General features: G+C 54.8%; 13 protein-coding genes. 4 read left to right on the plus strand and 9 right to left on the minus strand.

Translation table 11 applies throughout. From position 1 onward, the window contains the following. Positions 1-3: 3 nt before the first annotated feature. The gene (mshA, locus tag NXS13_RS03895; protein WP_259077635.1) at positions 4-1,221 is read right to left on the minus strand and encodes a D-inositol-3-phosphate glycosyltransferase; all 1,218 of its coding nucleotides are present in this window, start codon (positions 1,219-1,221) and stop codon (positions 4-6) included. Positions 1,222-1,399: 178 nt separating this feature from the next. Between mshA and NXS13_RS03900 the strand changes: the two genes are divergently transcribed. Then, positions 1,400-3,103 (plus strand): long-chain-fatty-acid--CoA ligase, encoded by a 1,704-nt coding sequence (locus NXS13_RS03900; protein ID WP_259077639.1) that lies wholly within the window; start codon positions 1,400-1,402, stop codon positions 3,101-3,103. Here the strand turns inward: NXS13_RS03900 and NXS13_RS03905 are convergent. After that, positions 3,100-4,191, minus strand: coding sequence for a UDP-N-acetylmuramate dehydrogenase (locus tag NXS13_RS03905; RefSeq protein WP_259289415.1), 1,092 nt, complete (start codon positions 4,189-4,191; stop codon positions 3,100-3,102). The two genes, NXS13_RS03900 and NXS13_RS03905, sit on opposite strands and share 4 nt — an antisense overlap. A gap of 30 nt (positions 4,192-4,221) precedes the next feature. On the opposite strand from NXS13_RS03905, the gene NXS13_RS03910 reads away from it, so the two are divergent. From NXS13_RS03910 to NXS13_RS03920, 3 genes are read left to right on the plus strand one after another with little or no spacing between them, the layout of a single operon-like run. Then, positions 4,222-4,725 carry a DUF2505 domain-containing protein gene (locus NXS13_RS03910; protein WP_259289399.1) on the plus strand — a complete coding sequence of 168 codons (504 nt, stop codon included), beginning with the start codon at positions 4,222-4,224 and terminating at the stop codon, positions 4,723-4,725. 14 nt (positions 4,726-4,739) lie between these two features. Continuing rightward, positions 4,740-5,546, plus strand: coding sequence for a class I SAM-dependent methyltransferase (locus NXS13_RS03915; RefSeq protein ID WP_259289400.1), 807 nt, complete (start codon positions 4,740-4,742; stop codon positions 5,544-5,546). 45 nt (positions 5,547-5,591) lie between these two features. Continuing rightward, positions 5,592-6,392, plus strand: coding sequence for an LmeA family phospholipid-binding protein (locus tag NXS13_RS03920; protein ID WP_259157910.1), 801 nt, complete (start codon positions 5,592-5,594; stop codon positions 6,390-6,392). A gap of 180 nt (positions 6,393-6,572) precedes the next feature. Here NXS13_RS03920 and NXS13_RS03925 read toward each other — a convergent pair whose 3' ends face one another. The 7 genes from NXS13_RS03925 to NXS13_RS03955 all read right to left on the minus strand — a co-directional run bounded on the left by NXS13_RS03925 (position 6,573) and on the right by NXS13_RS03955 (position 13,020). Continuing rightward, positions 6,573-7,100 carry a hypothetical protein gene (locus NXS13_RS03925; protein WP_259157907.1) on the minus strand — a complete coding sequence of 176 codons (528 nt, stop codon included), beginning with the start codon at positions 7,098-7,100 and terminating at the stop codon, positions 6,573-6,575. Beyond that, positions 7,101-7,367 (minus strand): DUF2516 family protein, encoded by a 267-nt coding sequence (locus tag NXS13_RS03930; protein WP_259158167.1) that lies wholly within the window; start codon positions 7,365-7,367, stop codon positions 7,101-7,103. 98 nt (positions 7,368-7,465) lie between these two features. Continuing rightward, positions 7,466-8,761, minus strand: a complete 1,296-nt coding sequence (locus NXS13_RS03935) for a DUF445 domain-containing protein (protein ID WP_259289401.1) — start codon at positions 8,759-8,761, stop codon at positions 7,466-7,468. 244 nt (positions 8,762-9,005) lie between these two features. Further along, entirely contained in the window at positions 9,006-9,356 is a 351-nt protein-coding gene (locus tag NXS13_RS03940; protein ID WP_259077655.1) for a hypothetical protein, read from the minus strand. A 109-nt stretch (positions 9,357-9,465) separates the two neighbouring features. Beyond that, positions 9,466-10,215, minus strand: a complete 750-nt coding sequence (locus tag NXS13_RS03945; RefSeq protein WP_259077657.1) for a succinate dehydrogenase/fumarate reductase iron-sulfur subunit — start codon at positions 10,213-10,215, stop codon at positions 9,466-9,468. Then, entirely contained in the window at positions 10,215-12,230 is a 2,016-nt protein-coding gene (locus NXS13_RS03950) for a fumarate reductase/succinate dehydrogenase flavoprotein subunit (protein ID WP_259157903.1), read from the minus strand. The genes NXS13_RS03945 and NXS13_RS03950 overlap by 1 nt, the downstream gene beginning before the upstream one ends. A gap of 22 nt (positions 12,231-12,252) precedes the next feature. After that, positions 12,253-13,020 (minus strand): succinate dehydrogenase cytochrome b subunit, encoded by a 768-nt coding sequence (locus tag NXS13_RS03955; RefSeq protein WP_259077664.1) that lies wholly within the window; start codon positions 13,018-13,020, stop codon positions 12,253-12,255. Between the last annotated feature and the right edge of the window lie 290 nt (positions 13,021-13,310).

Consider the following 13,310-nt stretch of genomic DNA (forward strand, 5'->3'; position numbering starts at 1 on the left):
CTCCTAGCATAGCTCGCTATAAATTCCCGCCAATACCTCGGCCGATTGATCCCAAGAGAATTTTTGAGCATGGATGTGGGCGCGCCGAGCCATCGTGATGCGCAAAGAATCATCATCTAACAGCGTGGCGAGCGCGGTAGCAAAATCAGCCGGATTATGCCCCTCCACGAGGATTCCCGTTTCCCGGTCGCTGACCGTAATGGGCAAGCCGCCCACCTTGGACGCCACCACTGGAGTACCCGAGGCCTGAGCCTCCATGGCAACTAAGCCAAAGGATTCGTTATAGCTCGGCACCGCTACGATATCGGCTGCACGGTAAATACTCACTAATTCTTGCGGCGGCCGTGGCCTGAAAAACCGCACTCGGTGGGCAATGCCACGATCAGCAACCATCGCGTGATACTGCGTCATACTTGCCGCGGCCCCCGAGGCCCCACCGCACAACACGAGATAGAGATCGCGGTGCGGATCGGCATGAATAAGTTTGGCAATCGCCTCAATGAGTACATGGGGCCCCTTGAATTCTTGAAGCCTACCCACAAATGCAACCACTTTGGCATAGAGCGGAATTCCTAACTCCCGGCGCGCCTTCTCAGTATTCCGATCCTCTCCCGGAGTGAAAAGAGTGGTGTCCACGCCTGGGGTCATCACCCTGATCTTGGCCTCGTCGGCGTCGTAGTGGTACACCAAATCCTTCGTCTCTGCAGCAGTATTGACCACCAGGAGATCTGCGTGGTCAACCAATTGCTGCTCACAGATCCGGCGCGCTTCTGACTCAGGAGTATCGGTGAGGGCGCGATCGTGGTTCTTTACCGCGGCTAGGGTATGGGCGGTGTGGACTAAGGGGATGCCAAAGACCTCGCGCAGCAACCATCCAACTTGTCCGGACAGCCAGTAGTGGGAATGGATAAGGTCATAGGAATGATGCTCGCGAATAAAACGCACGATGCCGCTACTAAAGGCCGCTAATTGCGTCGCCATTTCTTCTTTAGCCAGCCCTTCATAGGGGCCAGCTGCGATATTGATCACCCGGAGGCCTGGTGCCACTGTTACGATCTCGCCTTCGCTAGGCCTTATGGCGCGGGTGAATATATCCACGTCAACCCCGCGTTGAGCGAGATTCATCGCGGTATTGAGGATATAAACATTCATCCCCCCGGCATCTCCAATTCCTGGTTGTAGCAGGGGGGAGGTGTGCATAGAAATCATGGCGACGCGCATGACCGTCAAGTGTAGTATCTGTTGACCGCGTTGGGCTTATGGTTTTATATGAAGATTTGGAAGGGAAATAAAATCTGGCGCGTATATGAGGAAAGCGTCATGTTTTATTGTAGAGTGGGGAAAGCAATTATTTCACGACACGGTCACCCGTGCCCCACGAAAGAAGAGGACACTTTCTATGTCTGCTCTCGAAAGCAAGGCCTGGCTGCAGTATTACGGAGACTGGACCCCCCACACTCTGGACTACGAAAACTCGACGCTCGTCGATGTCTATGACAACAGCATTGCTGTTAACGCTGATAAAAATGCGACCAATTTTTTTGGTCGCCGCGAAACTTATGGCGATTTGGATAAACAGGTGCGCTCCGCTGCCGCCGGGCTGCGAGCCCTAGGCGTGCGCGCCGGAGACCGCGTTGCTATCGCACTACCAAACTGCCCGCAACACGTAGCCGCCTATTTTGCGGTTTTAAAACTAGGCGCCACGGTCGTTGAGCATAATCCGTTGTATACTGCGCGCGAACTAGAGCAGCCCTTTAAAAACCACGGCGCTCGAGTCGCAATCGTGTGGGATAAGGTGTGTTCAACCCTGGAGAAGTTGCGCCGTACGACCCCGCTGGAGACTATTGTCTCTGTCAATATGATCCACGCGATGCCTACGCTGCAGCGCTATGCTCTCAAACTCCCCATTCCAGCGATCATTAAAAAGCGCGATCAACTCCATGCCTATGCCCCTAATACCATTCCTTGGAGTGTGCTCACTGGCACTGCGCTCGGCGGCAATGGCGAGGATGTCTTCGATAACGTAGAGGTTACTAAGGAATCAGTAGCTGTGATCCTTTATACCTCTGGCACCACCGGGGCCCCGAAGGGCGCGCAGCTGACCCACGGCAATCTCTTTGCCAACCTTTTACAAGGTAAAGCATGGGTACCAGGCCTAGGCGATCAAGAAGAGCGTCTCCTCGCTGCACTGCCCTTCTTCCATGCTTATGGGCTCACCGTTATCTTGAACCTCTCCGTTTATGTTGGTGGTGAGCTCCTCCTTTTACCTGCACCGCAAATACCGCTGGTGATGCAGATGATTAAGAAGGTTAAGCCCACGTGGGTTCCGGGTGTACCGACCTTGTATCAGAAAATTGCCGAAGCGGCGGAGGCCGAGGGAATCTCCATTTCGGGAGTGCGCAATTCCTTCTCGGGCGCATCCTCCCTGCCGGTGAGTACCGTGGAACAGTGGGAGAAGCTCACTGGTGGTTTGCTCGTTGAGGGGTACGGTCTCACCGAGACCTCACCTGTTTTGGTAGGTAACCCAATGAATCCGAATCGTCGCCCTGGCTATGTTGGGATTCCCATGCCGGATACCGAAGTTCGCATCGCGAACCCCGATAACCTCGACGAAACGATGCCCGATGGTACCGAAGGTGAAGTCCTAGCCCGCGGCCCTCAGGTTTTCGCTGGCTACTTAAATAACGAAGAAGCCACCGCTGAAAGCTTCCATAAAGATTGGTATCGCACCGGTGACGTGGGAATTATGGAAGAAGACGGCTTTATTCGTCTGGTGGCTCGTATCAAGGAAGTTATTATTACGGGCGGTTTTAATGTCTACCCCGCGGAGGTTGAAGAGGCCTTGGCGGAGCACCCCGACGTCACGGATTGCGCCGTTGTGGGGCTACCGCGTGACGACGGCTCCGAATCAGTTGTTGCCGCCATCACCCTCGCCCCCGGCGCCATCTTGGATCCGGAGGGGTTGAAATCCTTCTGCCGCGAGCGCCTCACCCGCTATAAGGTGCCCCGCTCCTTCTACCACTTTGAGGAACTTGCCCGCGACCCGCTCGGCAAAATCAGGCGCCGCGAGGTGCGCGATGCACTCCTCGAGCGCAATAGCTAAATCCCCACCCAAATCGGCTCGGGCTCGAGAATGACCCCAAAGGTCTCCTCGACCCCAGCCTGAATATCGCGGGCGAGGGCCACAATATCAGCGGCCTTCGCATCACCGCGATTAGTTAAGGCCAAGGTATGTTTATCCGATAACCGTGCCGGGCCTGTACCTGGATATCCTTTAGAAAAGCCCGCTCGCTCGATAAGCCAAGCCGCAGAAAGTTTATAATGTGTGTCCCCGTGGGGAAAGCACGGCATTGCCTGAGCTTCATCCCCTAAAACCTGGCGTACTACGCGTAGTTGCTGCTCGTCGACAATGGGGTTGGTGAAAAAAGAACCCGCTGACCAGGTATCAAAATCCTTTTCGTTGTAAACCATCCCTTTGCGCGCGCGCAAGGTCAGCACCGCAGAACGCACCAGGTGAGCTGGGCGGCGCGGCTCCTCCTCGCTTTCCTCGATCCCCAATTGGCGAGCCAATTCCCCAAAGCGCACCGGCGCGGAAAGACCATCGGTACGCAGCTGCACAGTAATGGCTAAAACAACGGCTCGGGATGTGAACTTCAAATTAGAATAGCGATAGCTCAGCTCTAAGCTTTCTGCGCTCACCCACTCCCTAATGCCTGTTATACGGTCATAGAGCTCTACCCCGCTCAGGATATCGGCGATTTCTACCCCGTAGGCTCCCACATTTTGCACCGGAGTGGCGCCGGTAGAACCAGGGATTCCGGAGAGACACTCCAGACCACCCAAGCCGGCGGCGATACTCTTGGCCACCACGTCATCGAAGCAGGCGCCGGCCTCAGCATAGAGCTGACCGGTCTCTTTATCGATCCGAACCGTATCACTTTCTACTACCACGGCCACGATTGGTAATTCTCCATCGGCGACGACCAGATTGCTACCGCCGCCAACGATGAGGAAGGGAATGTGGTGGGCGTCGAGAAGCGATACCACGGCCACCACTGAGTCAGAAGTTTGGCAACTGATAGTAGCGCGGGGGCGACCCCCTATATGCAAGGTGGTGAGATCCGCGAAGCTGCGCTGATCAAGCGCAACGCCATCGATGCGGGATAGAGATTCGAGGGTGTCAGAAGGCATACTCACCCTTTAAAGGGTAGTCTTATTGCCATGACAACGCGTAGTGAAAACACTGTAACTATCAATCACGGCGCCGAGAAGGTTCACCAAGCCTATACCAACGCCGATTACTGGGCTCATATTGCAGCCCACCTCTCCCCCGAAGCTGGCGAGGTCCACGAATTCCGTGCCACCGAGTCTGGCGCCGAAATCACCCTCTACGAGGTGCTACCTCTAGAGATTCTCCCTGAGGCCGTGCGTGCGATGATTTCTCAGGCACTCAAGGTTAAGCGTGTGGTCACTGTTGGTGCCCTCAATGCCGCCAACTCTCACCTCGATTACACTGCCGACGTTAAGGGGACGCCGGTAGACTTCCGCGGCACCATTAACCTCAGTGGCGAGGGCGAGATCACCACGCTGAGCTACGCCAATGAAGTGGATGTGAATATTCCTTTTATGGGACCTGCTATTGAACCTAAAGTCGCTGAGGCACTCGCGGAACTTTTCAATAACGAGGCTAAGCTGACCGAGGAATGGATTTCAGCTCATCTTTAAAATCTTTGTAAGTCATGGCATATCACGGGCATAATAAGCGCGCTGATTTCACGACTTCCAAGCCCATCGGCGTTATTACGCGCGGCACCACCGGATTCAACCGGCTGCGCAAATCCGACCGATGGGCTTTTCATCAGCCCGCTATTCGCGCTGCATGCCATCTGACCGATTCCCCCTTAGCTATCGATATTGGGTATGGGGCCAGCCATACGACCACCTGCGAGTGGGCCCGCTGGCTGCGCACAGTTAATCCCGCAATGCGAGTCATTGGGCTAGAAATCGACCCGGCGCGTGTATTACCCCCACGCGATGGCGTGCAATTCGAACAGGGCGGATTTGAATTAGCCGGGCACCGCCCGCAGCTAGCGCGCGCTTTTAATGTGTTGCGGCAATATGATGTGAATCAGGTCCATGCAGCTTGGGATACGGTACTCAGTCGGATCGATCCTCAGGGTTATTTTATCGAGGGTACCTGCGATGAGATAGGCAGATTGGCAACATGGGTGCTGCTCTCGCCTCAGGGGCCCCAATCGTTGACTCTAGCGTGGAACCCATGGAGTTTAGATACCCCCTCGGGTATCGCTGAGCGCCTGCCTAAGATTTTAATCCACCGCAATACCCCTGGCAATAAGATCCATTCACTGCTTAGCGCAGCGGATCGAGCGTGGGATCTAGCGAGTGGTTTCGCCCCCTTCGGGCCTCGAGTGCGTTGGTTTGAAGCTTCCAAGATTTTGCGCTCAGAGCACCCAGAGTTTCAGGTGCCTCGGCCTCGGATGCGCCGGGATAATATCTTATCGGTGCCGTGGCATGTGGTTGAGTAGTGATGGGGTGGAAAATCTTAGGCTTTTCGACCACACTAGTATCTTATGAATAAGGGAAAGCTCGTCACGAGTATTGTCGTCGGAATCCTCGCACTCATTGTGGTGACCTTGGTGGTTGCTGAGGGTGGGATGCGTTGGTTTATCAAAGATCAATTGACGTCATCCTTCGGCACCGCCAAGGAAGAGACCACCGTGGAACTAGGCTCCTCCCCTCTGCTCCTGGGTTTGGTGCGCGGCGGCATTCCCTATTTGGCAGTCTCTGCCCCCGATACCATCAGTATTAGTAGGATCTCAGGCGCAGCACCGGTCATTACTGGACAGCCCCGCATTAATCTTGAGATAACCGATATGCCGCTGAGCCAAGATCCCGATGCCACTATTGGGGCGCTTAAGATGCATACGGTTCTCAGCGATGATTTCGTCTTAGCGCAGATTCAAAAGGGTATGGCGGAGAACCAGCTGGAAGCTCCGGCAGATAGTGATGATATCGCGGCGCTAGCGCAGGAGTTCCTGCAGCAGATCATCACAGTGACGGGTTTTTCCTCCAATGCCACCGATAACACCTTTGATGTGCAGTTCACAGGCGGTGCTGCGGTGCTGACGTTTACACCGGTCGTTGTTGCAGGTAATTTAACCTTTGAGGCGACAAATGCACAATTATTGGGATTTGATCTCCCCGAAAACCTCACGAATGCCATTACCGAGGCCCTTGATCAAGGTATTGCTCAGGTGGCTGGTCCTCGGATGAAAGTGACCGAGGCTGTGATTACTCCCGAAGGATTGTCCCTTCGCCTCGCCGGTACGGACGTTCCCTTGAAGGATTTACAAGAGCAGGTACCAGCTTAAAGACACCAGCTCAGACATCCCCTCGCTATAATCGAGGGGATTTTTTCCTACTTAGTTCTTGTGCCCAACAGTGTTCCACTGCCGTCACATCCACGGGTGTCACTGCTGCGCATGGAACTAAACCTAGTTGAGGGCGAGCCCTCGCCATCCCGCTTGGGCCTGCGCGACTGTGGGGCCTTCTTAAGAAGGGGCTGCAGACGATGTATCTAACCAGATCATCGCTTGCTCTGGCGATTGAGGGCCCATACTGATGGTGGGCAGATACTCGCTAAAGAGCTCATCGGTGAGCGCGTGTGACTGGGTGGTTCCAGATACCAAAGCATCAATTCCTGCTTGCTTGGCGTGATGTGCCATTGCTTTAAGATCCGCTGGATTAAGTAGTTCTGCTTCCACCATATACGCGATGGTGGTGGGGTGGGAGGCTGCTTCGCGGATCATAATCGCTTCCGTGAGGAAAGCATTGGGGTTTTTATGAACCAATCCCGGATCGGCTACCACTATAACGAGACGTGCACCAAGACTTACCGCCAGTCGGGCTTCGGCTGCCTTGACCAACATATGGTGCTTGCCGCTGGGATAGGCAATAAGCGCGGCACTATCTGACCAAGAACTGTCGATCAATCCAGCGGGGGTGCAGATGGGCTCGCCGCTCGCGGGGATATCCGCAGCTACTATAAGCGGATCAAGATAGGTGGTATAGCGCTTCATCTACCAGTTGCCGGAAATAATATTCTTTATCTGCGGACGTACGTCAAACCAGTACAGGCCCGTCATCACAATACCGATCCACGAGAGGAAAGGCAGGCTCAGAGCCACCGCAAAACTGGAACCACCGAGGATAGCCGCCCAGATCATTTTGGGCTTGCGATCGGCGGCGGTAAAAGCGTCGTCACGCGTAAAGAGCACTTCGACCGCACCAATGAGTGCGCACAGCGCTAAAACCCAGTACACACCCGTAATGGCATAGGAAAGAATTAGTGAAATATATAGCACGCGAGCGCCCTCATTCTTGGCAAAAGAGACAGTCTATCCAAGCCCCAGCGTAGTGGATTCCACGGCCAAAGACCAAGCTCCTAGAAGAGTAGATAAGAAACTGTATAGATGGCGAGGCCCGCAAGAGCACCCACTAAGGTGCCATTGAGGCGGATATATTGCAGATCTTTACCCACCATCAATTCAATCTTTTCGCTCGCCTCGTCAGCATCCCAGCGCTCAATCGTTTCGGAGATGATACCGGTAACCTCGGTGGCATAATTATCGGCAAAGAATTCAGCAATAGACTCAAAACGGCGCTCCACACTGTCGCGGAGGGCCTCATCCGTAGCCAAGCGTTGCCCCCATGTCTGTGCAAGTTCTTCTAATTTCTGACGCAGCAAGGAGTCGGGATTAGAACACGCGGTGATGATCCCTTCGCGGGTATGCTGCCACATCAGCTGCGGGGCATTGTGAATCGGGGTGGAGGACAGGAACTGTTGCTTTAATTCTTCTACTTTCGCAATCAACGTGGGATCTGATTGCAGATCGCTAGCGAAGCGCTCAATAAAATCGCGGATCCCTTGGCGAGCCTCATGATCTTTATCTGCATTGACCGCCCCTGTCCATGTGATGAGCTCGCGGTATACCTTTTCGGCCACGAGATCACCCACCAGCTCATTGACAAATCGCGGTGCCCATGAGGGGGCGCGTTCGTCTAGGAGTCGCGCGATCAGAGCTTCGCTCCCTAACGCCTTACGATGCAGCCAAGCCACCAATTGATCGACCAGGGGTTCACTGCGCCCTTCGTGGTGCAGTTGGCTGAGCACCCGGCCCAGAGGTGGTGCCCACTGCGGTTCGGCGAGCCGGTCGATGAGAGAGTTCTTGATCACCGACTCGGCATCACCTGGATCGAGCGCTGAGATTGCCTTGACAAGAAATTCCGAGATTTTAACTGAAACAGTGCGAGCATTTTTCTCCACACTCAGCCAACGCGCCAATTGCAGGGGCAGCTGCAAAGCCGCGACTTTCTCCGTAATCAGCGCGGCGTTGAGGAAATTATCGCCTATGAATTCACTTAAGGAACGCCCCACCTGGTCCTTCTTGCGACGAATAATGGCGGTGTGCGGGATCTTGAGCCCCAAGGGATAACGAAATAAGGCAGTGACAGCGAACCAGTCCGCTAAACCGCCAACCATTCCAGCCTCGGCGGCAGCGCGCACGAAGCCAACCCAGACGGTGCCTGGGTTGATAGCGGTGTCATACCATTGGCAGGCTAGGTAGATCAGCCCCGCGAGAATGAGTAAGCCTGTGGCTAGAGCTTTATGGCGACGTAAGTCGATGCGCCGTGTGGCCTCAGCTTCCATGCTGAAGGCCGGAACCCCGGAGAAGCTCATATCATCCCTTTGATTTTCTTGAGAGCTGTGATTGATTTCTTATAATAGCTGCCTGGCTAGGTCGAGAAAACTGATCACAGTCAGCAGGGTTATCAGGCTCGCTAGGATAGCGATAATGATCATGGGTTTATTCATATCGTGGTTGTCCTTTGCTGAAATGCCACGGGAGCCCACTGACAAACCGAAGTGGTTCGCCGGTGAGCTCCCGTAGTGGAGGTGCCCCTAGCAATAACTGCTAGGCGTGCTAGGCTACTCGCCCAGTCTCTTGACGATACTGCCGATTGAAGCGACGCCCGTGGTAGATCAAGCCGAAGCCGATAACCATCATGCTAACGGCCAAGATGGCACCGATCAGCATAAAGAAAGACGCATTGTCCTGGGTGCCGTAAATCTTCGTCGCAAAACCGAAGATTAAGGTTCCAAAACCTGCCACCGAGGCGAGGACGAATCCCATACCGACCCAGGTGCTGGTACGCAGCAATGCCGAGTGGGGTGCGGCATAGCTAACTGGCTCGTAACCCTCGATATAATGCATGCGGCTAGATTCTTCGCCATTGAATACAGGGTACTCAGTGGTGTTATTCGCAGCGGACATAATCTGCCTTTCTCTCACGTTCGTCTTCGATCGCCCCACAGCAGGGTGTTATTCTCCAAGCTTAGCAAGCACGCGAGGAGGTTGACCACTACTGCGGGGGTAGGGATCTTTAGGCTTCTTTATTACTAAAGAAGGCGCGAGCGCGTTCTTTGTTAATAGCGGCTACGGCAGTCAGTGGGATTCCTGCTGGGCAGACATCCGCGCATTCTCCGTAGAGCGAGCAGTGGCCGAAGTTGGTTTCTAGCTCATCGACCATCTTGCGGGCACGACGACCGCGCTCTTCCTTGCCCATCGGCATCAGGGCCAGGTGTACCAGCTTGGCGCCGGTGAACAGGTGCGCTGCACCGTTCGGGCAGGCTGCTACGCAGGCACCGCAACCAATGCAGGCAGCATGGTCGAGGGCGAGCTCTGCCGTCTGGTGGTTCATGTGGAGGGTATCAGCGTCAGGGGCCGTACCGGAGTTTACCGAGACGTAGCCGCCCTCTTGCATAACGCGATCCAGGGCGGAGCGATCGACGATCATATCCTTGACCACAGGGAAAGCAGCGGAGCGGAATGGTTCAATCTTCAAAGTGGTGCCATCGGCGACATTGATCAGACGCTGTTGGCATGCGGGTTTATTTTGCTCCAAGCCATGAGGGCGACCATTGACCAGGAGGCCGCAGGTACCACAGATACCTTCGCGACAGTCGGAAGCGAACATGAAGGGCTCTTCACCGCGTTCGATTCGCTCAGAGTTCACGTGGTCGAGCAGCTCCAGGATCGACATCTGCGCAACTGCGTCTTCAACAGTGACAGACTCGAAGTGCCCCTCCGCGGTCGGTCCGGCTTGGCGCCAGATTTCTAGATGCAGTTTCATTACTTGTAATTCCTTGTCATCAGAGGGATCGCTTCGAATTCGAGTGGTTCAGCGTGGCGGATGAATTCACCTTCGTGTTCACCCGGAGCCCATGCCGAAACGAAGCACCAATTCTCATCGTCGCGCTCAGCTTCACCCTCAGGCGAGAGGTGATCGTCACGGAAGTGAGCACCGCAGGACTCATCGCGGTCGAGAGCATCGACGCACATAAGTTCACCGAGATCGATATAGTCGGCGACGCGGGCTGCATATTCCAACACCTGGTTGAGTTCATCAGCGCGACCGGTGACGTGCATATTGGCCCAGAATTCGCGACGCAGTGCGCGGATTTCTTCGATGCCCTTCTTGAGACCATCGATTTCACGTGCCACACCGCAATAGCGGTAGAGAATAGCACCGAGCTTGCGGTGATAATACTCAGGGCCGTGAGGATCGTTACCCTTAATATTCATGAGGCGATGGATACGGTCAGCGGCTCGCTGAACGGCAGCTTGAGCCTCTGGGGCATCTGCTGGAAGTCGCTCTTCACCGAGGTGATGGGCGAGGAAATTCGGAACAGTAAACGGAAGGGTGAACCACCCGTCAACGGAAGCCGAGAGTAGAGAGTTTGCACCCAAACGGTTAGCGCCGTGATAGGTCCACGAGCACTCGCCAGCGGCGAAGAGACCCTCGATGGAGGTCATTTCGTTGTAATCGGTCCACAAACCGCCCATGGTGAAGTGGCAGGTTGGAGCGATACGCATAGGTGAGGTGAAGGGATCTTCACCAATGGTCTCTTCGTACATTTGGAAGAGGTTGGAGTAGCGCTCGCGCACTGTATCGGCCCCGAGACGCTCAATCGCATCGCGGAAGTCGAGGTAGGCGGAGTTATGCAGCGGTCCAACACCCAGGCCCTTATTGATCTGCTGCGAAATAGCACGGGAAGCCACGTCGCGGGGAACCAGGTTGCCGAAGGCAGGGTAGCGACGCTCGAGGAAGTAATCTCGCTCGTCCTCTGGGATGGTATTAGGATCGCGATCATCTTTTTCTACCAAAGGTGACCACACGCGGCCATCGTTACGCAAGGACTCCGACATCAGAATGGTCTTGGACTGCCATTCCGAGTTAACGGGCAAACCAGTGGGGTGGAACTGAATGAACGATGGCGATGCGAGATAGGCACCGGCCTCGTAGGCGCGCATGATGGCACCAGCATTCGAGTTAATGGCCAGGGTAGACATATGGTAAACGTTGCCGTAGCCACCAGTGGCAAGAATAACTGCGTGACCGGTATAAGGAACCAGATCGCCGGTGAGGATATTGCGCATCACCAAGCCTTCGCAGCGCTTCTGGCCGTCTTTTTCAGTAACGATCAGATCGACCATCTCGTTGTGAGTGAAGATCTCCACCGATCCGAGATGAATCTGGCGCTGCAAGGAAGAAGCGGTGGACAGCTGCAGCTGCTGACCTGTTTGTCCACGGGTGTAGTAAGTACGGGAGACCTGCACACCACCGAAGGAGCGGGTGGCGAGGGCGCCGCCGTATTCGCGAGCGAAGGGGGCACCAATAGCATTCATATGGTCGATCACGCGGACGGACTCATATGCTAGGCGCCAACAGTCGGACTCACGACACCGGTAGTCACCACCCTTGACGGTATCTTTAACGTGGCGGTAAGCGCCGTCGTTATCGACCTTCTTACCGCGAGCGGAGTTCACACCGCCCTGCGCAGCAATCGAGTGCGCACGGCGAGGGGCGTCATGGTAGGTGAAGACCTGCACCTCGTAGCCGAGCTCACCGAGAGCTGCGGCTGCGGCACCACCAGAGAGTCCGGTACCAACGACGAGGATACGGAATTTACGACGGTTCAGTGGCGAGACCAGCTCCATATGGTCCTTGTGGTACTGCCACATCTCACGGGTGGAAACCCCTTTAGGCTCGTGAGATTCCAGGATGGTACCTGGGCGAACGCCTGGCACGATGGATTCGGGGTGACGGAACTCCGGGCGAGTTACGGTTTCAGAGTTAATGCTCATATGATTTACCTTTTCGTCCTTCTTAGTTCGCGCCGATGAGGCCCAAAGCAATGGATAGCGGAATGGAAATATTACCCACCATCACAGCTGCGGGAACGATATACGACAGGGCCAAGACCACAGCGCGAGTGCGCTTGCCAGTAACACCCAGATCGGAAATTGCCAGCCAAATGCCGTGGCTTAGGTGCAGGAATAGGGTCACCATAGCGATAACGTAGAAAATCGTTACTGGCCAGCGCGAGAAGCTTGCAACCATATTGGCGTAGATCTCACCATGGACGAATACGTCACTACTTGCAGGTTCTACACCAGCGGTGAGGTCAAGGATATGGAAGACAATGAACGCCAAGAGCACGATGCCGGTCACCAGCATGGTGCGGGTGGTGAAGGAGTTCATGCCGCCCATGAGGTTGGTGCGGCGGAATTTTCCGCGGGACTGATTCGAGCGCCTGGTGAGTTCGAAAGCGCCGTAGACATGCAGAATCAGAGCGAGGAGCAAGACACCGCGGAAGATCCACACGAACCAGCCGTGAGGAACCAGCGGATAGAGAATTTCTTTTTGTAGCCAATGCCCGTAAACATCGATGGGGTGGCTTCCGTCTTCGTAGAAGGGCAGGAAGATCTTAAGGTTTCCCACCATGTGGAAAACAACGAAACCTGCGAAAATAAGGCCGGTAATGGCCATAGTTAGTTTTAGCGCCCAGGTTGGGAACTTTGGCCGCTCACGCAGCGGCTTTTCGGTAATTTTACCGTGCGCGAGTGCATCACGGTCAACATTATTAATAGTCATGGCACCTCCAGTGTCACCTCCACTTTATTAGGCGTGACCACAGTTTTACCACTCGCACAGCGTGGAGGTGATTCACCTCACATAGCTAAAAATAGCCTCTCACCTGCAAATTAGGATAGCCTGACCTGTCGCTCACTTCGGGTAGAGCCCCTCGAGCTGGCTTTATAAGAAAGCCACACCCTTAAAATGCTCTTATTGAAAAGCGGTGCATACTGCTTCGACCGATAGATGTCCACCCGTTTGGATTCAATCAAAGGACGGATCTTTTTGTAAGCGTCAAAATGACATTG

The organism is Corynebacterium sp. ES2730-CONJ, assembly GCF_024834055.1.
In the GTDB taxonomy this organism is placed as follows: Bacteria; Actinomycetota; Actinomycetes; order Mycobacteriales; family Mycobacteriaceae; genus Corynebacterium.